The 24,033-nt window shown below is 29.2% G+C and carries 16 protein-coding genes, 2 tRNA genes and 1 rRNA gene; 3 read left to right on the top strand and 16 right to left on the bottom strand.

Annotated features, from left to right (window positions below; translation table 11 throughout):
- Positions 1–365: 365 nt before the first annotated feature.
- From E5347_RS15310 to malQ, 7 genes are all read right to left on the bottom strand, one after another.
- Complete coding sequence (locus tag E5347_RS15310) at positions 366–1,451, bottom strand: ABC transporter ATP-binding protein (protein ID WP_207670500.1); 1,086 nt, start codon at positions 1,449–1,451, stop codon at positions 366–368.
- 10 nt (positions 1,452–1,461) lie between these two features.
- Positions 1,462–2,361, bottom strand: a complete 900-nt coding sequence (locus E5347_RS15305; RefSeq protein WP_243109799.1) for a sugar ABC transporter permease — start codon at positions 2,359–2,361, stop codon at positions 1,462–1,464.
- Between the two features lie 2 nt (positions 2,362–2,363).
- Positions 2,364–4,451, bottom strand: a complete 2,088-nt coding sequence (locus tag E5347_RS15300; RefSeq protein WP_207670499.1) for a carbohydrate ABC transporter permease — start codon at positions 4,449–4,451, stop codon at positions 2,364–2,366.
- A 14-nt stretch (positions 4,452–4,465) separates the two neighbouring features.
- Positions 4,466–4,951, bottom strand: a complete 486-nt coding sequence (locus tag E5347_RS15295; RefSeq protein ID WP_136008096.1) for a hypothetical protein — start codon at positions 4,949–4,951, stop codon at positions 4,466–4,468.
- 66 nt (positions 4,952–5,017) lie between these two features.
- A complete protein-coding gene (locus tag E5347_RS15290) occupies positions 5,018–6,328 on the bottom strand; it encodes a sugar ABC transporter substrate-binding protein (RefSeq protein WP_136008095.1) in 1,311 nt (436 codons plus the stop codon).
- 63 nt (positions 6,329–6,391) lie between these two features.
- Complete coding sequence (locus tag E5347_RS15285; protein WP_136008094.1) at positions 6,392–8,845, bottom strand: glycogen/starch/alpha-glucan phosphorylase; 2,454 nt, start codon at positions 8,843–8,845, stop codon at positions 6,392–6,394.
- Positions 8,846–8,850: 5 nt separating this feature from the next.
- Positions 8,851–10,329, bottom strand: coding sequence for a 4-alpha-glucanotransferase (gene malQ, locus E5347_RS15280; protein WP_136008093.1), 1,479 nt, complete (start codon positions 10,327–10,329; stop codon positions 8,851–8,853).
- A 435-nt stretch (positions 10,330–10,764) separates the two neighbouring features.
- Between malQ and E5347_RS15275 the strand changes: the two genes are divergently transcribed.
- On the top strand, positions 10,765–12,711 hold the full coding sequence (locus tag E5347_RS15275) for an amylo-alpha-1,6-glucosidase (protein WP_136008092.1): 1,947 nt from the start codon (positions 10,765–10,767) through the stop codon (positions 12,709–12,711).
- 160 nt (positions 12,712–12,871) lie between these two features.
- Here the strand turns inward: E5347_RS15275 and pulA are convergent, their stop codons facing one another.
- Together pulA and E5347_RS15265 are read right to left on the bottom strand one after the other, a co-directional pair.
- Positions 12,872–14,767 (bottom strand): type I pullulanase, encoded by a 1,896-nt coding sequence (gene pulA / locus E5347_RS15270; RefSeq protein WP_136008091.1) that lies wholly within the window; start codon positions 14,765–14,767, stop codon positions 12,872–12,874.
- 18 nt (positions 14,768–14,785) lie between these two features.
- Entirely contained in the window at positions 14,786–16,936 is a 2,151-nt protein-coding gene (locus tag E5347_RS15265; RefSeq protein WP_136008090.1) for a TIM-barrel domain-containing protein, read from the bottom strand.
- A 262-nt stretch (positions 16,937–17,198) separates the two neighbouring features.
- On the opposite strand from E5347_RS15265, the gene E5347_RS15260 reads away from it, so the two are divergent.
- A complete protein-coding gene (locus E5347_RS15260; protein ID WP_136008089.1) occupies positions 17,199–18,431 on the top strand; it encodes a helix-turn-helix transcriptional regulator in 1,233 nt (410 codons plus the stop codon).
- A 214-nt stretch (positions 18,432–18,645) separates the two neighbouring features.
- Here E5347_RS15260 and E5347_RS15255 read toward each other — a convergent pair whose 3' ends face one another.
- Positions 18,646–20,187, bottom strand: coding sequence for an AbgT family transporter (locus tag E5347_RS15255; RefSeq protein WP_136008088.1), 1,542 nt, complete (start codon positions 20,185–20,187; stop codon positions 18,646–18,648).
- 319 nt (positions 20,188–20,506) lie between these two features.
- Between E5347_RS15255 and cls the strand changes: the two genes are divergently transcribed.
- Positions 20,507–21,946, top strand: a complete 1,440-nt coding sequence (cls, locus tag E5347_RS15250; RefSeq protein WP_136008087.1) for a cardiolipin synthase — start codon at positions 20,507–20,509, stop codon at positions 21,944–21,946.
- 141 nt (positions 21,947–22,087) lie between these two features.
- On the opposite strand, the gene E5347_RS15245 is transcribed toward cls, so the two are convergent.
- From E5347_RS15245 to rrf, 6 genes are all read right to left on the bottom strand, one after another.
- Complete coding sequence (locus E5347_RS15245) at positions 22,088–22,546, bottom strand: VanZ family protein (RefSeq protein WP_136008086.1); 459 nt, start codon at positions 22,544–22,546, stop codon at positions 22,088–22,090.
- Between the two features lie 106 nt (positions 22,547–22,652).
- The gene (locus E5347_RS15240) at positions 22,653–23,096 is read right to left on the bottom strand and encodes a hypothetical protein (protein ID WP_136008085.1); all 444 of its coding nucleotides are present in this window, start codon (positions 23,094–23,096) and stop codon (positions 22,653–22,655) included.
- Between the two features lie 144 nt (positions 23,097–23,240).
- Positions 23,241–23,396 carry a hypothetical protein gene (locus E5347_RS16980; protein WP_168354983.1) on the bottom strand — a complete coding sequence of 52 codons (156 nt, stop codon included), beginning with the start codon at positions 23,394–23,396 and terminating at the stop codon, positions 23,241–23,243.
- Between the two features lie 353 nt (positions 23,397–23,749).
- Positions 23,750–23,825 (bottom strand) — tRNA-Ala (locus tag E5347_RS15235).
- Positions 23,826–23,830: 5 nt separating this feature from the next.
- Positions 23,831–23,907, bottom strand: a tRNA-Ile gene (locus E5347_RS15230).
- A 7-nt stretch (positions 23,908–23,914) separates the two neighbouring features.
- Positions 23,915–24,031: ribosomal RNA gene (gene rrf / locus E5347_RS15225) — 5S ribosomal RNA — on the bottom strand.
- Positions 24,032–24,033 lie beyond the last annotated feature (2 nt).

The following is a 24,033-nucleotide window of genomic DNA, read 5'->3' as shown; positions in this document are numbered from 1 at the left end:
TTAGTAATCTTTTTTATAAGCTATAAGATAATTATAGAATAACATATATTATTTGTATTTTCCAGAATATTCAGTCTATTTGTTTAATAATTAGTATATTTAATTTAATATGATTAAAACTTCCTATATTATCTATAAATATTAAAAAGATAGATAAAAAAGACTATAAAATTTAAAGCAGCTACAAATTTCTAAAAAATAAGAAAGAGCTGCCTTCAAAGCAACCCTTTCTTTGCAATTAATAGTTACCAATTAATAGTTAACAATTATTGATGTAATTCTTACAGAATTACTAAATTAAATTATTTAAAAAACTCCATAGGAGTTTTATCCTCAATTATCCATTACGCATTATCAATTATGCATTAATTAATTCTTTCTTGCGTTTCAGCATCAAAGAAGTGTAATGCATCAACATCTAATCCAAAGTTATGAGATTCACCCATTTCATATTTATAATGACCTGGTACAGTGATATTAAGGTCTTTTCCACTCTTAAGCTTTACAAATAAAGTTTTCTCTTTACCTAATACTTCGATAACATCAATTATACCTTCAAAGGATTCCTCAGTTTTACCACTTAAAAATCTTTCAGAACGAATTCCAAGGAAAACATCTTTTCCATCATAATTTTTTAGGGCTTTTTTATCTATCTCATTAGGTGTAACCTTTATTATTCCATCTTCAGAGATAAACTTACCATCCTTCACTTTTCCTCTTATCATGTTTATAGTTGGAGATCCAATAAATCTTGCTACAAACATATTTTGAGGCCTTTCATAAAACTCTGTTGGCTTACCTACTTGTTGAATCTTTCCATCATTCATAAGTATGATCTTTGTTGCCATTGTCATTGCTTCAACTTGGTCATGAGTTACGTAAATTGTTGTAGTCTCCATTTGTTTATGAATTCTAACAAGCTCTATTCTCATATGCTCACGAAGCTTCGCATCTAAGTTAGATAGAGGTTCATCCATTAGGAATACCTTTGGTTTTCTAACAATAGCTCTTCCTAATGCAACTCTCTGTCTTTGTCCACCAGATATATCAGATGGCTTAGACTGTAAATATTGTTCTATTTGTAAAAGTTTCGCTGCTTCTGTTACACGCTCATTTATTATATTTTTTCTTTCTTTTCTCATGCTTAAAGAAAATGCCATATTATCATAAACTGTCATATGTGGATATAGAGCGTAACTTTGAAATACCATAGCTATATCTCTATCCTTAGATGCTAATTTATTAACTCTCTTATCATCAAAGATCAAGTCTCCTTCTGTAATAGAGTTTAAACCAGCTATCATACGTAATAATGTTGTTTTACCACAACCTGAAGGTCCTAATATAACACAAAAATCTTTATCATCTATTTCAAGATTAATATTTCTTAAAGTAAATTCTTCTCTGCTTTCATATTTCTTTCCTATATTCTTTAATGTTACTTTCATAATCTACACTCTCCTATCCTTTAGTTGCACCATTAGAAAGACCTGATACCAATTGTTTTTGTAGTGCTAAGAATAATATTACAATTGGAATTGCTGTTAGTAGACCACCTGCTGCAAAGGCTGGTTCGTTTATTGTTCTTACGTCATTAACTAAAGTAAATAATCCAGCAGCTAAAGTATAGTCCTCTGGTGAAGTCAATAATACTTTTGGTAGTAAGAAATCCATAAATGGTCCTATAAATGACCATAATGCAATTATTGCAAGCATTGGTCTTGCTATTGGCATTATTATAAGCCTATATATTTGCATTCCTGAACATCCATCAATTTTAGCTGCATCATCTAACTCTGTTGATATTGAATCTAAGTAGCCTTTAAGTAAAAAGGTGTTACTTGCTATCCCTCCACCAGCATATATTAGAATTAGCATCATTTGACGACTAAAGACTGGAATTACATCACTTACAATTGAGTGCATTGTAAAATATGCTGTTATCCCTGCAAATGTTGGTATAGTTTGAATTAACATTATTGCCATAAGAGACATCTTCTTACCTTTAAATCTATATCTTGAATAAGCATAACCAGTAAATGATATTACTATAACTGTTAAAATAGCTGTAGCTATTCCTATATATAATGTATTTGCCATCCATTTCAAATACAAAGTATCATTAAACAAATGCCTGAAATGCTCTAAACTAAATTCAAATCCATCATTTAAAATTAAGTATTTCCCTTGTACACCATTAAAAGAAGATATAATAATTTGTGAGATAGGAACTATAATTAGTAATGCCCATATTATTAAGATTACGTAAGTTATCCCAATCCCTACTTTTCCCATCATTGTTAAAGGTGGCTTATCTGATAAATATAAATCATTTTTCTTTTTCTTATTAAAAATGCTCATTACTACTTCTCCTTCCTAAATGCATCAGTATTTCTATATCCAATATAAGAAACTATCATAAGAGCAATAGAAATTAAAATAGTTATCGCAGCTCCTAATGCTTGATATTGATTTTCCATTGTTAACTTATAAATATAAGATATAAGAATATCTGTTTCTCCAGCTAGGTTACCATATGAAACTGGATTAAATGGTCCTCCAGAGTTAAATAAATATATATTAGAGAAGTTATTAAAGTTAAATGTATATTGTCCTACTAGTAATGGAGCTGTTTGGAATAATACTAGAGGAATTGTTATCTTAGTTAACTTTCTAAGGGAACTCGCTCCATCTATGTCTGCTGCCTCATATAATTCTTTATTTATAGATTGTAGTACTCCTGTTGCTAATAAGAATATATATGAACTTCCAAGCCATCCTTGAATGCAAATTAGTACTACTTTTGTTACAAAAGGATCATTTTTTATCTGGAAGCCAGGCCCAAATACTCCTCTTAATAATTCTGTCAAAGCTCCATTTGGAGATGATAAAATACTAAAGAACATTATAGTAATAAATGCTGGAACTGCCCATGGTAGTAAATAAATTGATCTAAAGAATGTTTTTCCTTTTATTCTTTCATTATTAAGTAATAGTGCTAATGCAAATCCAAGGAATATTCCTAATGAAGTTGCTCCTATTGTCCATATGATTGTCCAACCTAATATCTTCCAAAATATTGATCCTGCCATTCCTTGTCCTAATAAAATCATCTTATAATTTCTTAGTACATCCCATCCAAATTTAGCTTGGTTTTGTGGATCCATTCCTGTAAATGATAAAAGGATTGTTGTTGCCACTGGAACAAAAACTATAAACACTATAATTATTAATGCTGGAAGTGATACTAAGTATGGTAATCCATCTTCTGATAAGCTTTGCTTAGTTTCATACCAAACTCTATATCTTACCCCTTTAATTGTATCTTTCTCTACTTTATTAGCATCTTTAAAGGATAAAATCATAAGAATCAATGCAATTGTTAAGAAAACTACTGCCACTATACCTTCAACCATAAAGATTATAGATCTATCTAATCTTCCTGCATCTTTTGCTAAAGTAATAAGCCCCGCAATCCCGTTACCTCTATAGTTACCAAAACCTAAAGCATATGGAATTGCAATTACATATATATATATTGTTGCTAAGAACATTATAATCGCTTTTGTGTACTGTTTATTCAACAGTTGACCAAGTCCAGGGAATAAAAATGTTATATATGATGCTATTGGAACAGTCTTTTCCACTTCTACTGGTACAACTCTTCTAATATCTGATACATTAATATTCACAGTTTTAATTTTTTGTTTTAGAATCCTACTTAACTCATGTTTTTTATTTTTTACTATTTCTGAGTAATAATTTTTTTTTGATTCAAAGGATTTAACTAAGATTCTTTCCTTTGTTACTCTTTTTAATCTTTTAATAGATTCATCTTTTGCCTTATCAGAAATAAGACCTTCACTAGTTCTAGATTTAACAGTTTTTATATTATCTTTTAATAGCTGCTTTTCCTGAATCTTAAAAGCATCAAATTCTTCCTTAAAAGTCTTTTCTTCTTCTGGAGATATTTTTTCTAAAGCCTTTTTAGCTTCATCTAATTCTCTCTTGCTTTCCTTTGCAAATTCAATTACTGGAGGAATTTGTTCTATTTCTATTTTACATTGTTTATAAATAAGTTCTGCATCATAAGTTAATTCAACATATGATTTATAAAATTTTTCTTTTTCATGAGCCTTAAATAATCTAACTTCTAACTCATCAACCTTCTTAATAGAAGTCCCATTAGTAATTTTAAGTGATTTTGATTTTTCTTCTAATTCCTTTAAAAGTGACTTTTCCTTTTCTTTAAAGTCATTTAACTTTTTTATATAACTATTATTATTTTTATTTCTCTTTATTTCTTGTAGCTCTGCATTAAGCTTAACTTTTTCTTCTTTACTTGATTCTTTAATTTTTTCTTGCAAGGTAGCTACTTCTTTTAAATATAAATTTTTTCTTTCATATTCTCTATCCAAATTATCATATAAATACCTACTTAATATTTTCAATACTACTTCCCCCTTTAACCTTGCTGTATCTTGCTTGTAATTTTAATATTATTCTCATTATTAATTTCCTTCCATAAATACATTAAAGTAACCAATATACCTAAGTAGCAAATTCCACTGATAATAAGGAAAAGTGAAAAATATGCCTCTCCTATTAATGTAAGGGCAAATAAACCAATAATTAAAATAGTCCATATAAGTATAAATAGTTTATTAACCTTAAGTTTTATAAAAGCAAAGTATGTATTTAGACTTAATGCCACTGGGGTTATAATTCTAATGAAGAAAACAGATAAAATCGTAGTAAGATAAAGTGAATAACTTTCATCCATGCTTTGACTTCTATCTATATTCAAGTTAGGATTGTTAAGCCAGTTTTCAAATAGCCCTATATCCTTTGCCTTTGCAAATGCTTCTAATGAATATGACATAATAATCACTGCACATAATCCTACAATTAAATAAAATATCCTTTTGTTCATCATAGTTGTCTCTCTCATCTGTTTCCTCCTTAATTAATTAATAGAAAAGGAGAACAAATGTCTCCTTTTCAATTTTTCTTTCTATTAATAGCTTCCCATCATAGCTTCGAAAGATGCTTGTACTTGTTTGTAAGCTTCTTCAGCATTTGCAGGTTTCTGTCCTGACCATGATAATAAAGCATTTTGCCATGTATCCCAAACCTTACCATATTCAATGAATAATGGTCTATTTACTGCACCTTCATATGAAGCATAAGTAGCTTTAATTACTTTTTCATTCATTCCGCCAATTCCATCATAAGCAGAAGCTTCAACATTTTCTAAAATCTTACCAGTTGAATTAAATAAGTCTTTTGCATAAGTAGGGTTAACTACTTCCATAATAAAGCTTTGAGCTAAAGCCATTTGATCTGCATCTTCTTCAACTCTTGCATTAATACCAAGGCCCCATCCGCCTTTCCATTGGTTAAGAGCTTTTCCATTTACAGTGATTTGTGATAATGGAACTACTTCTAAGTTATCAGCACCTACTTTATCTTGTAATCCAGTAGTTGCCCATGGTCCATCTATTCTAATAGCAGCACCATTAGCAGCTGAGAATTGTGCATCTAAATAACCTGAAACTGCATCTTTATCCCAAAGATCAGTATTGTTTTCATAATGAGGTTTCCAATAGTTATATAAAGCTTCGAATAATCCCTTTTGATCTGCTGATAAATCAGCCCATGCTTTAGTACCATCTGTTGTTAATGTACCATCATCAGCTTTATCTAAGAATTCAAAATTAGCTGAATTAGCAAATGCTACTCCAAACCAAGCATCATGAGCTGATACTAACATCTTTCCAAAGTCAAGGCTTGTAAATTCTATATCCTTACTTGTATCTATATTTGCTGCTGCTGCATTTTCTTTATTAACATATGCTATTAATGTTTCAATATTATATGGGAACGCTAGGTAATCATCACCAACTTTAAAGTTTCCACCTAAGCCTCCATCAAAATCTTTAAATCCTCCAACCTTTTCTGCCATTGCCTTAGCATCCATAGGTGCTAATACATTATTATTTGCTAGTCCATATAATCTATCTGCTGGAAGTGCAAATACATCTGCTATATCTGGATTTGTTGCATCAGTCTTATCAAGAGCATCTAAATGCTCAAATGATCCAACTTCATTAAAGTTTATAGTTGCTTTTGGATATTCCTTTAATACTCTTTCTTTTACTTGGTTATAATAAGGTACCCATTCTTTTTCTACTTGAACTGTAATTGTAGCTTCGTTGTCAGCAGGCGTTGCTTCCCCTGTATCTTTATCTCCATTACTACCACATGCAACTAGGCTCATTGACATAATACCTAATAAAACTGTTGATAAAAGTTTTTTTCTCTTCATAATTCTAACTCCTCCATAACATAATTTAAGTTATATATTAAATTTAATAACTTTCTTTTAATACTATAATTTCCAAATTTCTTCTGCATACTCTTTAATTGTTCTATCTGAACTAAAGAATCCTGCATTCACTGAGTTTATAAAGCATTTTCTTGCAAATTCATACTCATTTTTGTAATCATTACTTAATTTTATTCTAGCATTAAAATACCTTTCTAGGTCATTTAAGATAAAATAATGATCTGCCTTATGCCAATGAGTACCCTTTAGCAATGCATAATATAACTCTTTAAAAGTTCCTTCTATTAATTTTTCTTCTACTGTTTCTATTTCTTCTTTTTCTATATTTTCATCTGTTGCTTCTTCTACTCCATCTTTTACTTCAGTTACTTCTTCCTCTTCATATCCATCACTGAATGTTCCATCTACTAAGGTATCGATTACTCTCTTTATATGCTTATCCTTATTGTAAATTTCAACTGGATCATAACTATCTTTAATTCTTAAAACTTCTTCTTCAGTTGCACCAAAGATATAATTATTTTCCTCTCCAGCTTCTCTTACTATCTCAATATTAGCTCCATCGTATGTTCCTAAAGTTACTGCTCCATTAAGCATAAACTTCATATTACCTGTTCCAGATGCTTCAGTCCCAGCTGTAGAAATTTGTTCAGATACGTTTGCTCCTGGTATAAGCTTTTCTGCATATGAAACATTGTAATTTTGTACGAACACAACCTTTAACTTATCTTGAACATCTTTATCATTATTAATTAAGTCTGCTATTTCATTTATAAATTTAATTATTGCCTTTGCTCTAGCATATCCTGGAGCTGCTTTTCCTCCAAATATAAATGCTGTTGGAGTAAAATCTTTTAATTCTCCATCCTTTAACCTAAAGTAGATATCTAAAATTGATAAAGCATTCATAAACTGTCTCTTATACTCATGAAGTCTCTTTATTTGAACATCTAATATAAAATGTTCTTCTAGTTTTATTCCTTCATGTTTATAAATATAATCAATTAGTTCTCTTTTCTTATTCTTCTTTATTTGAATAAATTCATCTATAATATCTTTATTCTCAGAATACTTTTCTAATTCCTTAAGCTTTGATAAATCCTTTAAAAAACTCTTATCTCCAAGTAACCTACTATAAAGTTCTGTCAATTCCTTATTACAACTTGCTAGCCATCTTCTTTGAGTAATCCCATTAGTTTTATTTTGGAACTTATCTGGATAAATTTCATACCATTCTTTTAAAGTATCCTTTTTTAATATTTCACTATGAATCTCTGCTACACCATTTATATACTTACCTATATAAGTAGCTAATCTAGCCATATGAACTTGATTATCCTTAATAACCTCATACTTATCTAAATCTTCTTTTTTCACCTTTAAATCAGTAAGCTCTTCAATTAGCTTTTCATTTATTTTTTCAATTACTTCATATACTTCTGGTACTAAATCCTTTACTAAATTAACATCCCATTTTTCTAAGGCTTCTGCCATAACTGTATGGTTAGTATAATTGAAAATTTCTTTAGCCATATTAAATGCATCATCAAATTCTACATTGTTTTCTAAAGTCATCAATCTAATAAACTCTGGAATTGCTATAACTGGATGAGTATCATTTAATTGAATAGTATTTAAGCTGACTAATTTACTAAAATCTTTTCCATGAAGCTCTTTGTACTTTCTTATAAGATCTTGTAATGATGCACTAGAGAAGAAGTATTGTTGTCTAAATCTTAATATTTTACCTTCATAAGTATTATCATTTGGATAAAGACCAGCTGAGATATTTTCAGCAATTGTCTTATTCCTAATTGCTTCATCATATTTACAATTATTAAATAGATCAAAGTCAAAATCCTCTATTGCTTCACTTTGCCATAATCTTAATGTTCCAATATTATCATTTTCATATCCTATAATTGGCATATCATATGGCACAGCTAAAACTTCTATATCTTTAAACCTAATTTTAATTGAATCTTCAAATCTTCTAAGACTCCATTCGTCACCAAAGCTAGTCCAATTATCTGCATATTCCTTTTGGAATCCCTCTTCTATTTTCTGTTTGAAAAGACCATATTTATATCTAATACCATACCCTTTTAGAGGAACATTAACACTTGCTGCACTATCTAAGAAACAAGCTGCAAGTCTTCCAAGTCCACCATTTCCTAATGCCATATCCTCAATTTCTTCGAATTTATTAATATCAAACCCTAATTGATTCAAGGCCTCTTTTACTTCATCATATATCCCCATGCATATTAAGTTATTTTGAACTGCTCTTCCCATTAAAAATTCTGCTGATAAAAAGTATGCATGACGATTAGTATTAAATCTATTTTCTGATTCATGCCAAGCCTTAGAAATTTCTGTAATTGCTATCTTTGCAACTACATTATGAACTTCTTGTACTGAAGCTCTATCTACTTCCTTATCATAATCCCTAAGAAGACCTTCTTTTATTTTTTTCATTAAACTGTTTATTTGCATTTAAACTACTCCTTCATATTCCTTCTATATAATGTGCTCAGGCTTTTAAGTTTATTTGCTAATTCATCAGTAAGATAATTTTTATCCATCCTCCATCTCCAATTTAACCCGATGGTGGATGGAATATTTATTCTACCTTCTGAGCCTATATCTAATATATCTTGTATCTGAATTATTGCAGTTTCCGCTGTACTTGCTATAGCAGTTTTAACTAAAGCCCAAGCATCATCTTCATTCTTCATTCCTGTATAAGCCATACAAAACTCTTTTTCTGATTCACTTAAGCTTTCAATCCATCCCTTAATAGTATCATTGTCATGAGTACCAGTATAAACTACTGTATTCTTATTATAATTATGTGGTAAATACTCACTATCGCCTTTAGGATCAAAGGCAAATTGTAAAACTTTCATACTAGGAAATCCACAATAATTAAGTAATCGTTTAACATCCTCTGTTATATATCCTAAATCCTCTGCAATTACATTTATATCTCCAAGTTCTTTTTTTATTGCATCAAATAATTCTATACCTGGTCCCACTTCCCATCTTCCATTAGCTGCTGTTTCATCCTCATAAGGTATTGACCAATATCCGGCAAACCCCCTAAAATGATCTATTCTTACTATATCGAATAAACCTAATGATGATTTTACTCTCTCAATCCACCAGTTGAATTGTTCTTCTTTATGTGCCTTCCAATTATATATTGGGTTCCCCCATAATTGGCCTGTTTCAGAAAATGCATCTGGTGGGCATCCTGCAACCTTAGTAGGAATTAAATCTTTATCTAACATAAATAACTTTGGATTAGACCATACATCAGAACTATCTTCTGCCACATATATTGGAATATCTCCTATTATTTCAATCCCTTTCTCTTTAGCATAACTTCTTAAGATATTCCATTGCTCATAGAATTTAAATTGCATAAACATTTGAAATTCTATCTCATCCTTTAAAAGAGTTGAGTATTTAATAAGAGCTTCTTGTTCTCTTCTTCTTATATCCTCATTCCAGCTAGTCCATGTTTTACCGCCATTATAATCCTTTAAAGCCATAAATAAAGCATAATCATAAATCCAAAACTTATTAGATTCCTTAAACTCTTCATATTCTTTATTATTCTTATTAAATCTATTAAATGCTATTTTTAAAACTTTATATCTACTTAGATATATTTTTCCATAATCAATGTATCTTTTGTCTTTGCCAAAATCTATTGGATTTATTTCTTCCTGCTTTAATAATCCGTCTTTAGTTAATAAGTCTAAATCAATAAAGTAAGGATTACCTGCAAATGTTGAAAATGATTGATATGGTGAATCCCCATAACTAGTAGGACCAAGGGGTAATATCTGCCAATAACTTTGATTTGCTTTTTCTAAAAAATCTATAAAGTTATATGCTTCTATTCCAAATGTCCCTATTCCATGATTTGAAGGCAAAGAAAATACTGGAAGTATAATGCCACTCTTTCTCATACTACAACCTCTATCATTACTCAGTATTGTTTAATTAAATTTTATTTAAGTATCTTTTCGAAAAGTATTAACTTGTACCTAAAGTATAGCATTCTAAAATTTGTAAGGTCAACAATATTACGGCTTTTTAGGTATGTAAAACTAAGGGCTGGAAAGGTTCTTTAAGCATTGGTTTTTGTCCTAAGATTTTTCACTTTTTAGTGTTTTACCCTACTTATATTTGAAAAATCCTCCTTAAAGCATTGATATCTCTAGATTCCTTTAACTACTAAAATTACTATAAAATTTCTCATTTTACCCTTTTCAAAGTATGCAATCTTGACTTTATATTAGCCTCTTTGATACACTCTAGGAAAATTTAAGAATTATTTACAGATTATTTAAGGCAAATTACACTCTACATTTCTCACATAATAAAATAAAGAAGGTGTTTATATGAAATTCATTTATGGAAAAAATGATTTTAAGGATTTTAAAAGTGGTAATTCATATTGCTATTTATTAACTAATGGGCTAGGTGGATACTCAAGTACCACTATTATTAACTCCCTTACAAGAAATGACCATTCACTTTTTGTAGCAAGTACAACTGCACCAAATATAAGAAAAACCTTAATTAGTAAAATAGAAGAAATACTTCATATTGGGGATAAAAAGGTATATTTAAGTTCTCAAGAATATGTTTCCTATACTAAAAATAAAGAAGGCTTTCAAAACTTAAGTAGTTTCACACAGGAGTATTTACCTACCTGGACATACTTCTTTGATGGTATAGAAGTTAAAAAGACTATTGTAATGGAACATGGTAAAAATACCTTAGGAATTAAATACGAAATAGAAAATAGAACCGAATATAATGTGTCCCTTGAGGTAATTCCAGTATTGCAATTCTGTGATAGAGGAAGTATTTTAAGTACTCCTAAGAGCTATAAAATCATTGATAATCTAATTTCAACTGATGATATCACTATGTATGTCCATTCAAACTATTCAAGAAAATTACAAAGAGAATTAGAGTTTATTAATGATTATTATTTTGATTATGATGCTTGTGATGGAAGATATTCAGTAGGATCTGGATCAACTCTTATTTCATACTTCTATGATTGCAATAAAGGATCAATAGAATCCTATGAGCTAATCTTTACTTTGGAGGGATTCTGTGAAGATGTCCAAACTATTATAAATAATGAAATTACTAGACAAAAGGCTTTAATAGATAAATCAGGCTTTGAAAATGAAATTGCTAAGACCTTAGTTAGGGCTAGTGACCAATTTATAAGTCATAGGAACTCTACTAATTCAAAAACAATTATGGCTGGCTATCCATGGTTTGGAGACTGGGGTAGAGATACCATGTTTTCTCTTTTAGGTTGCTGTATTAGCACAAAAAGATATGAAGATGCTAAGGATATTTTTAGAACTTTTATTAAATACTTAGATAAAGGTTTAATGCCAAATCTTTTCCCTGAAGGTGAAAATGACCCACTATACAATACTGTAGATGCATCACTTTTATTTGTCTATGCCTTATACGAATACTATATATCAAGTGGTGATTTAGATTTTATTCGTGATGAAGGATATTCAGCAGTTTTATATATAATTAAGTGGTATAAGAAAGGAACAGACTTCGCAATTTATATGGATGAAGATGCTTTAATTCATGCTGGTGAAGGTTATGACCAAGTTACTTGGATGGATGTTAGATATGATAATATTTTACCTACTGCAAGACATGGTAAACCTGTAGAAATAAATGCTTTTTGGTATAATGCATTAAAAGTAGCAGAATTCTTTGGAACTAAATTTAATGAAGATGTTATAGAATTTTCTACATTAAGTGAGAAAGTAAAAGACTCCTTTAATAATAAGTTTTGGAATGAAAAAGAAAACTGCCTTAAAGACGTAGTCTCTGGTAATCCTTATGATTATCAAATAAGATCAAATCAAATATGGGCTGTAATGGTGCCTTTTACTCCTTTATCAAAAGAAAAATCAAAAGCTGTTGTAGACAAGGTTTATGAAGTTCTATATACACCTTATGGCCTAAGGACCCTAAGTAAATATGATAAGGAATTTGTACCTGAATATAGTGGTAGTCACTTTAAACGAGATATGTCCTACCATCAAGGTACTGTATGGCCTTTTCCCCTTGGAGGATATTATCTTTCATACTTAAAAGTAAATGATTATTCTAAAGAGTCCAAGGATAAAGTCTTAGAACAACTTGAAGTCTTTGAAGCTTGCCTAAGAGAAGGATGTGTAGGACAAATAGCTGAAATTTATGACGGCTTAAATCCCACAAAATCTAATGGCTGCTTTGCTCAAGGATGGAGCGTTGGAGAAATCCTTAGAGTCTACGAAGCAATTTTGTCATAAATTGTGCAGGAGTTTTGGTAAAACTAAGGCTAGCTCAGACAAAACCACAACTCTAAGGACTATCAGATTTTTTATAAGTTCATCTTTTAAAAAAGAGGTTTTGCATAGCAAAACCTCTTCTTTAATTCTTTCATTTTTTCATTACCTTAATTTTTTCATTTTAAACTATTAGTCCAACTAGAGTTGATAGACCCTCGCATATTAGTTTATCTGACTTTATTTCATTTATAACATCTATGCCTGCCTCTTCCTTATTTACTACTACTTTTATTACTTCTTCCCTATCTAGGTTAACTTCTATATTTGATTCATTTGCATTATGAATTACAATGATTTCTTTAATATCATCATTTAAATTAATTAATTTATAAGCTACTGAATTCGCTGGCGAATTAATGAATTTTAGGCAAGACTTTATTCCCTCTATGCTTCTCATTCTAAAGGCTGAATATTCTTTTCTAAGTTTTATTAACCCTTTTACATATTCAACAGTATCCATATTTTCAGATTTTCTAAGCCAATCCATCTTATTAATTTCATCACCTAAATTATAAGTATTATCTATTCCATTCTTAGTTCTTAAAAACTCTTGTCCAGAATGAATAAATGGAATTCCCTGTGATAATAAAACTATAGAAGTACCAAGCCTATGCATATACTTTAGATTATTCTCATCACTTATTGTAAGTTTTAATCTATCATAAAGAGTATGGTTATCATGACATTCAACATAGTTTACTACTTGATTAGGATTTACATCACCCCAGGTATTAATTTCTTCAGAATATTTAATACCTCCTACAATAGTTTTTTTAATATCTATTTCTTTATTATAACTACCATTTATAAAGCCCTTATCATGTAATGAGAAAGCATTTCCTCTTATTCCATCACGAGCTACATCATTGAAAAATCCTATATTCTTCATTTTATATGCATTTCTTTGAATTGCCTTTTTATCCTTAGACAAAATGCTATTCATGTCCCATCCTTCACCAATAATAATTATATTAGAATCAATTTTACTTAGTTCTTCTCTAATTAAATTCATTGTATCAATATCAATTAAACCCATTAAATCAAATCTAAATCCATCTATTTGATATTCTGTAACCCAATACTTTACTGAGTCCACTATAAATTTTCTAACCATAACATTTTCTGAAGCAATAGCATTACCACACATACTTTCATTAGATAACTTCCCATTATTGTACCTAAAATAATAATCTGGCATTAATTTGTGAAAACCTGATTTAAAAACATCATACATATGGTTATAGACTACATCCATTATTACATTAAGCCCATTCTCATGTAATACCTGTATTGCTTCTTTTAATTCTTTTATTCTACATATTGGATTATATGGATCTGTGGCATAGCTTCCCTCTGGAGCATTGTAATGTGCTGGGTCATATCCCCAATTATATTGATCTTCTTGAGGCTGTCTCTCATCTATGCTATCAAAATTATATATAGGCATTAATTGTACATGTGTAATACCTAAATCCTTAATATGGGATAATCCTGTCTTAGTTCCACTACTGCTAACAGTGTTGTCTTCAGTAATACCTAAATACTTTCCCCTATTCTCTATACCAGAATTAATATCACTTGAAATATCTCTTATACTTACTTCATAGATAATAGAGTCTGTTCCATATAACTTCTCTGGCCTTTTATGATTAATAAACCCAGCTGGATTTGTCTCAATCATATTAACTATTGCAGCTTTTTCACCATTTACTGAAAGAGCCTTAGCATATGGATCAACTCCTTCCTTAGTATTATTATCAATAGTAGATAGAAAAGTATAGTATTTCCCTTGTAAATTCTCTTTAAAAGTAATTTCCCAAAGTCCCTTTTCCTTCTTTGTCATACTATAGACTTTCTTATTTATATCTTTATAATTTTCATAAATACATATTTCTATAGAATCAGCTAGTGGTGACCAAAGTTTAAAAGTTGTGTAATCTGCTGTTACTGTGCAACCTAAATCTTCACCATCATAATAATACAAATCATTAATTTGCTTTATATCAAGTTGTACCATATGCCCTCCCCATAATATTTATAAATTAACTACATCAGAAATTATTTTACCTTCTCCAGTGATTATAGTTACATTTAACCTTTTAACTTCTAAATTCCCCTTATTAACTGCATTAATATTATGCTTATCTCTATCTACAGATATAGTAATATCTATACTTGAATTAATACCTTTTTTATAGTCATTACTAATTCCATCATCATCGTATAAAGTGTATTCTGCTTCATTTTCCACAAAGGCAATAATATTTAAGGTTTCAGAATTTATATCTTTAGTACTTTGAGCAGGCTCTCCCAGTACTAACATTTTATTTTTTCTTATAAATACACTGAATTCATTTATATCAATATCGATATAATTATGTCCTTTTTTAATGATTTCAAAATCTTTACTTGTATGATCTTTTACTTTCCATAACAGCATATCTTCAGGAGTATATACATACCTTCCCCTCTTATTTGGTTCATAAATAGGTGCAATCATTATAGAATCTCCAATAAGTAATTGGTCCTCTACTTCTTTTGAAAGCTTATCCTGATATTCAATACCTAGTTGCTTTATAAACATATCACTATTATTTACTGCCTTCATAAATTCTGAGTAAAGGTATGGAATAATTGCATACCTAAATCTAATAGTATTTTTGATTATTTTCTCTACTTCTAAGTCAAAAGCAAAAGGCTCTTGATCTTTAGTTCCTAAGGCTGAATGATTTCTATAAAGTGGGGTAAATATGCTTAGTTGATTCCATCTTATAGCTAACTCTGGATCTATATTACTACCAAAACCACAAGTATCAGCACCAGAATATAAGAATCCGCACATATTAAGTGATGGCATCATCTTCATATTTAATACTATATGTTCCCACCAAGATGAATTATCACCAGTCCAAATACCTCCATACCTATGTGCTCCTATATAAGATGCCCTTGAAAATAGTAAAAACCTCTTATTTTCATCAATAGTATCAAAGCCTTCACTAGCAGCCTTTGTCATATTATATCCATAAATATTATGAACATCATAGTGATTAACTAGTCCATTTTCAGTTTTATGATAAAAACTCTTATAATCATTAACGTTATTCTTTAAATTATTTACTGTATCCATTAACTTAAAGAAAGAATCTACATTAAGCTCTAGCTTCTTAAGCTCATCAATATTTCTATATGCCTCTTCTATTCCGCCTTCACTATAAAAAATCGCCGGTTCATTCATATCATTCCAAAAACCTTCTACTCCATTGTCTATAAGGCCCTTATACTTTCTTCCAAACCAAAGTCTAGCATCCTTATTTAAGAAATCTGGGAAATGAACTTTTCCAGGCCAAACTGCAGCAACAAATGGATTGTTGTTTTTATCCACTGCAAAATAGTTGCCTCTTATTCCTTCTTCATAAATATCATATCCTTCTTCTATCTTTACACCAGCATCTATTATAGGAATAATTTTAATCCCATTTTCCTTTAACCTTTTATTTAAAGAGCTAAAATCACTAAATCTTTCTTCACTTAATGAAAAATCTTTGTAATCGTCCATATAATCTAAATCTAAACAAATACCATCTAAAGGAATACCCTTTTCAATAAACTTATTTGCTATTTCTTCAACTTCATTACCTGTTTTATATCCCCATCTACTTTGTATATATCCAAAAGCCCATTTTGGAGGAACATAACTTTTACCTATAATCTTTAAGAACTCATGAACTATTTCCTTTAATGATTCTCCTTCAATAATATAAATATTAGTATCTGTACCTTCTATATTAATATGAAAGTTTGATCTTACATTATATCCTACATCAAAAGTAACTTTACTTGGGAAATCTATAAACATTCCAAAAGTATTACTTCCCTCTATTATAAAAAAGTTATGTGCCCCATAAAGAGATTTTTTTTCAGGTGTATGACATGGATCATCACTGCAAAAACTTTCATAAATATACCCTCTTTTGTTTATGCCCCTCATATTTTGTCCAAGACCATATACCTTATCATCTTTATTCATTTTATAATTAAGATTTATTTCATTACCTATCTCTATATTAAAATACTTAAAATCTCCAGGATAATTTTTATCACCTTTATTTATTACTGCTTCGGTTTCTATTGGATTGCCTATCTCATATCTACTTATTTTTTCAGTTATATAGTATTTTCTCATATATATCCTCCTAGCCATATTTATACTTTTTTAAGGTTCCTCAATTTACTTTATAGTAACAAAATACCTATATGCCTTCAATGAAATTAGGCCATATTAGCCATTGAGAAATTAACCTATATTTATATATTTAAGTTAAGAATATTTACCTATAATTTCACATACGTTATATTAATTATAAGGTTAGGATTTATTGCTTATGTAATTTTATTATGTTAACCTATAGAAAATGCTGTTAATTTTACAAATGAGAGGTTTTTAAATGGATAATGTATTATATAAAAATAATCAAAAGGTAATTGGATCTATAGTTAGGCTAAATAGAATAAAGAAGAATATGAGCCAAAAAGAATTAGCAAAAGGGATTTGTGTACCTTCATACTTAAGCCGTATTGAAAACGGAGAGCTACTCCCTAGTGAAGATGTTATTTCTATTCTGTTTGACAGACTTGGTTTAAAGTACAATGATGATGACGAATTTATAGAAGATGGGCTTCAAGAATTTGAAGAATTCTTTGATAACCTAAATTTTAATGAGTTTGATAATACTAATAAGCTATTTATTGAAATAGAAGAAAAAGAAGAAGCTTATATTACCTCACCTCTAATTTTAGATTATTATCTAGTTAAACTTGCTAGATATTGTAGTACACCAGAAAGAGACAAGTTTGAAAGTGCTAAAAACTCCATTCTTGCAGCATATGACTTATTATCTCAAAATCAGGAATACTTATATAATTTTTATATTGGTGTTGATACATTAAATGTTAAAGGTGATATTGAAGAAGGTAAAAGTTATATAGAAAAAGCCTTATCCTCAAAAGAGACAGGCCATTGTTATTACTGGCTTTCTTACGTTTATAGAGTAAAAAATAACCCTATAAAAGCCTATGATAGTATAAAAAGAGCCTTATCCTTATATGTAGAAGAAGGAAATTTCATTAGCATAATGGAAAGCTATGAGAAGACAGCTGAAGTTTACTTTATGCTTGATAATCATGCAGATGCTATTACTTACTTAAAAATGGCCCTTAGGATGGCAAAGAAGCTTAATAATTCCTACTACATTGAATATACAAATTCTATTATTGCTTGGTCTTATTTTAAAATTCAAGATTACAATAAAGCTTTAAGCTGCTTAAGAAGCAATTCTGGCTTAATTGACCATAGACTTATAATACCTGATTCCATGATAGAATCATTAATATACTTTACTTTGAAAGATAAAGAGAAGTTAAGAACATCAATAAACAAGCTATTTTCACCTGATTCCATTGAACATCTAGGTGAAGAAATGTCAAATATATTCTTTAAGTTCTTCACATTTTATTTAGAAAATGATAATTATTTAAAAAGCCCAATTTGGGAAGGCCTATTAATTTATATTATAGATGGAACTACTAAGCTTGTTGAGCTTAGGAAAGTTTTTGTTTCATATTTAAAAGAATATTATATTCACAATAGACGATACAAAGATGCTCTGTTTTTAGAATAACTTAATATGATTTTTTAATAATATTAAATTTACTCTAATGAAAAATATGTTACTACTACGCAATGTAAAATAAAGAATCAGTTTTAAAATTCCATTAGGAGCTTTAAAACTGATTCTTTTTAGTATTTCTTAAATAATTACATCAATATTAATCTACTTAAAATTATTAATGGGGATGTTTTTATAAAAAATCCCCATTATATATATTAAAATCTTATAATGTTACACCAATTGCTGGTCCTAGTGGTATTCCAAGTACGAACCAAACAATAAGTAATAATGTCCATCCTATTAAGAATGCTATAGAATAAGGAACCATTGTAGATATTAATGTTCCTACTCCTGACTTCTTATCATACTTTTCAGCAAAAGCAACTATTAATGCAAAATAACTCATAAGAGGAGATATTATATTTGTAGTTGAATCACCTATTCTGTAAGCCATTTGTACTAATGCTGGTGAATTACCTAATTGCATAAGCATTGGAACAAATACAGGAGCCATTATAGCCCATTTTGCTGAAGCAGATCCCATAAATAAGTTTATAAATGCTGTTAATATTACAAAAGAAATTATTAGCGGTATTCCCACAAATCCAGCATTTTCTAATAAGGTTGCTCCCTTTACTGCTATTACTATACCTATATTAGTATAACTAAAGTATTGAACAAATTGTGATGCGAAGAATACTAATACTATATATCCTCCCATTGTTGACATACTTTTACCCATTAGTGCTATTACATCTTTATCATTCTTAACAGTCTTACTTCCAATTCCGTAAGCAACACCTGGTACAAAGAATAATAACGCAATTATTATTACAATAGAATCCATAAATGGTGAGTTAAGTATCTCATTAGTTTCTGGGTTTCTTAAAATCCCATTTGGAAGTAAAGTTATACCTATTAATACTAAAAATATTAATAATGCAATTCCAGCAAATCTTAACCCTCTTTTTTGTTCTCCTGTAATATCAGTTAATACTGCCTTTTCTTCACCCTTATATTCACCTAGCTTAGGTTCAACTATTTTTTCAGTTACTATAGTTCCTATTATAGTGATTAAAAAAGTTGATGCTGCAATGAAGTACCAGTTATCTGCTGGTCCAACTGAAGCTGTATCAGAGAATAACTTTGCACCTTCAGTAGTTATACCTGCTAATAATGCATCTGTAGGACCTACTAAAAGATTTGCACTAAATCCACCAGATACTCCTGCAAATGCAGCTGCTAACCCAGCCATTGGATGTCTTCCAAAGCTTAAGAATACTATAGCACCAAGTGGTACTAAAACAACATATCCTGCATCAGAAGCTATGCTAGACATAACCCCTGCAAATACTACAACAACTGTAATTAATCTCTTAGGAGTGCTTGTAACAAGCTTAGTTAATAATGTTCCAATAAGTCCCGTACCTTCTGCAACTCCAACTCCTAGTAAAGCTACTAAAACTGTTCCAAGTGGAGCAAAGCTAGTAAAGTTCTTTACTGCAGAAGTAAACATATATCTAATCCCTTCAGGTGTAAGTAAGCTTACTACACTTGCAGTCATTTCTTTTATTTCCATTGTGCTTCTATCTAAACCTGTGTATGTAACAGAAACCCCCATTTTAGCCATTATAGCTGATACACCGATAATAATAGCACATAATATAACGAATATTGTAGCTGGATGAGGTAGTTTATTCCCTATCCTTTCAATTCCTGCTAAGAGCCCTCTATTAGGGTTAGCCTTTTTTTCCTTTGTTTTCATCTTAAATGTCCCCCTTAAATTGCAAATATTTTTAATATAAAATTTCATTAAACTTAAAATTTAAATATACATATTTTTTTGACAATAGATATCCCTATTATATATATTTTTTAGACTTTTTACAAGTTTATACGATAAATTCATTAAAAATTATTAATATAATTATAATTATATTGATAAATTTTTACTATTTTTCTTTAAAGCTTAAGAAAATATAATATTGGTTATACTTAATATTAAGCTATCATTTTATTAATTTTTCTTAAAATGTAATATAATAGAAGTAAATTTATACATACTTTTGAAGGAGGTTTTTTAAATACTTGCATTTAAAATAATTTTATATCTTTCATATATTACAAGCATATTTATTATTTTTATTATAATCTTATTTGGTAAAAAAAGACCTGAAAAAACTCTTTCATGGATACTAATACTATTAATATTACCTCCTGTTGGAATAACTTTATTTATATTTCTAGGTCGTAACTGGAAAATAAATACCTTAGATAAAAAGCTTAAAGACAGGGCAATAAAGTTAAGCTGGAGTTCTCTATATAAAAAGAACTACTCTCTTACAGAATATAAACCTATAATAAACTTAATTGCTTCAAACTCCTTCTCTCCTTTATTCACAAACAATAAGGTAACAATCTTAGATGGAGGAGAAGATAAATTTAAATTACTAAAAGAAAAATTACTTAATGCTAAAAATCATATTCATCTCGAATATTACATAGTTAAAGATGATAAGATAGGAACTGAAATAAAAGATATACTAATTAGAAAGGCCAGAGAAGGAGTAAAAATTAGATTCATTATAGATAAAGTAGGATCTATTAGATTAAAAAGAAGTTATATTAAAGAACTAAAAAGTGCAGGAATTGAAGTTGTTTTTTATTCTTATATTTTAGCTCCTTTACTACGTCTTATAAATACTCAAATAAATTATAGAAATCATAGAAAAATAGTAGTTATCGATGGAAGCATAGCGTTTATAGGAGGTATAAACATAGGGGATGAATATCTTGGTCTTGGTAAACTTGGTGATTGGAAGGATTGTCATATTATGATTGAAGGTGATTGTGCCTTAGGCTTACAATCAGTTTTCCTAGATGACTTTTCTAGCATAAAAAAATATAATAATGAAGAAATCACCTTACTAAGTAATATAGAAGATTACTTTAAGCCTCTTGGTTATAAGGGAAACATTCCAATGCAAGTAATACGAAGTGGCCCTGACTCAGAATTCCCAAGTATACTTCAAGCTTTAATAAAAATGATTTCTGTAGCTAAAGAAAGTATTAATATAATTACTCCTTATTTTATACCTTCTGAAGGTTTAATTGATGCATTAAGAATAGCTTCCCTAAGTGGTGTTAAAGTATCTCTTATTTTTCCTGAAAAGGCTGATCACTTTACAGTAAATAGAGCATCTAAGACTTATTTAGCAGAACTAAAACGTTCAGGTGCAAATATCTATTTATACAATAAAGATGCTTTTATTCATTCTAAACTACTTATGGTAGATAATAAAATATGCACTATAGGAACTGCTAATTTAGATATTAGAAGCTTTGAGCTAAATTATGAAGTCAATACTATTATCTATGATGGAAGCATAACAAAGGATTTTAACAATATATTTTATACTCTTTTAGATAACTGTCGTTCATTTAACTATGAAGAGTATGAAAATAGATCTTTACTTACAAAGCTAATAGATGGATTTTCTAGATTGCTATCTTCAATATTATAGCAATACATAGAACTTTATACTTCTTTAAAATAAAACAAGGGGCTGTCTACAAACAGCCCCATAAAAATTAAAAATTATTGTTTTTATAAACTCCCTTAGAGTTTTTTCACTAATTTCTCATTATTAAGTTTTCATTTTACATTATGCAGCAACACCTTTTGCTTTTCTAATTTTATACTTTTCAATTAAACTAGCAATTATAAATCCAATAATGCCACCTGTGGTATCTATCATTACATCCTTGAATGCCATCACTCTACCTGGAATAAAGTATTGATGAAACTCATCACTACATGCATATAAAAATACAAATCCTATTAAATACAGTCTAGTTCTTCTATTATTAACGTAAAACCTCAAAACATTATAAGCTAATAAATATAATATCATATACTCTGAAAAATGAGCTATTTTTCTTACAACAAAAGTTGCTAACTCTCCAAAATAATCATTAAGTTCTATACCTATTAAACTAAATAATTTTAAAACTAAATCACTTTGGCTACTTGATACTTCCCCTGGTTGATGAGACATAAAAAATATTAATATCATCCAAAAAACTAATAATCCCCAAGCAAATATCTTCTTGTTCTTATTCATAAATCTCTCCATATGTACTATAAATATATTTTAAAATATATGAGAATATAAATAATACATTTATATTCTCATAATAATTTATTATATACTATATTTACATTCTATACTAATCTTTTTCAACTAAATACTTATTTATATATGCTAATGATTGTTCTAAGATATTTTGACTTCTTTCTAAATCCTTTATGTTAACTTCTAAATTATATATCCTTTGTTCCACTAGATACATAATTTGCTTAATGTCATTTAAAAGTTTTGCTTCATATGATACTTGTATTCCATCAGAATCAATATATATTTTTTCAGGTACAGCTCCACATTTTGAACACTTTGCATATACACTTTTATTCTCAATATCTCTATACACCTTAAAAGTATCATTATTACAATTAGAGCAATTTGGTAGCATTATATAATCTTGCTCTTTAGAGTCTATACTATATCTTGATTCACATTGAGCACAAATCAAATTTAATTTTTCATCTTCACTTCCTATAAAAAACTTATTACTACTACACCCATCTTTTTCACATACAACAGTTCTTATCATACTAACTCCTCCTCTTATTGGAAAGATATTCCCTTACAATTTAATATGCTGTATGCTAAAAAAATATTCTTATTATTAATTATTTATCTACATATATGGCATAAAGTAAATTAGGCCTAAATTATACTTAGACCCTTCTAACACTTAATTTTCTTCAGTATATTGATTTTCTTTAAGTTCATCCTCAACCTCTTTAATAAGTTCATCTATCCTATTAGTATTCTTCCCAGATAGTAATAATTGCCTTTTTTCTAATTTCAAATTAATTAGTCTTTTCTCTAATTCATCCTTCTTGTCCATGCTAACACTCCCTATCTAAGGATAAGACCTTAAACTTTTACATTCTAATTTAAAGATAACTTGGCCATATATTAATTATATATTATTTTATAATGTATTCCTAATTAAACTTTTAGGAATTTTTAAAACTTTTTCGACATTTTATTTAATATTATATGTAATAGAAAATATTAGTTTCTTATTTTCTTCTTTATAAGTATATTAAATATAATTACTTTTTATAAGTGTTTCTAAAAATAATATATAGTATTTTATATACTAAACAATGCTTATGTTACTAAATTCATTTTAATACCAGCTTATATAGTTTTATTTAATAAATAAAAAAAGAAGCTATGTCATACATAACTTCTTGGTGGAGGTAAAGGGATTCGAACCCTTGACCCCTTGCGTGCAAGGCAAGTGCTCTCCCAACTGAGCTATACCCCCAAATATGGTGGACCTTCAGGGACTCGAACCCCGGACCTACCGGTTATGAGCCGGTTGCTCTAACCAACTGAGCTAAAGATCCTCAATGGACCTGGCAACGTTCTACTCTCCCACACAGTCACCCGTGCAGTACCATCGACGCTGTAGAGCTTAACTTTCCTGTTCGGAATGGAAAGGAGTGTTTCCTCTACGCCATCATCACCAGATT

The organism is Clostridium sartagoforme, assembly GCF_004794105.1.
GTDB classification, from domain to species: domain Bacteria; phylum Bacillota; class Clostridia; order Clostridiales; family Clostridiaceae; genus Clostridium; species Clostridium sartagoforme_B.
This window is presented reverse-complemented; position numbering and strand designations above follow the sequence as displayed.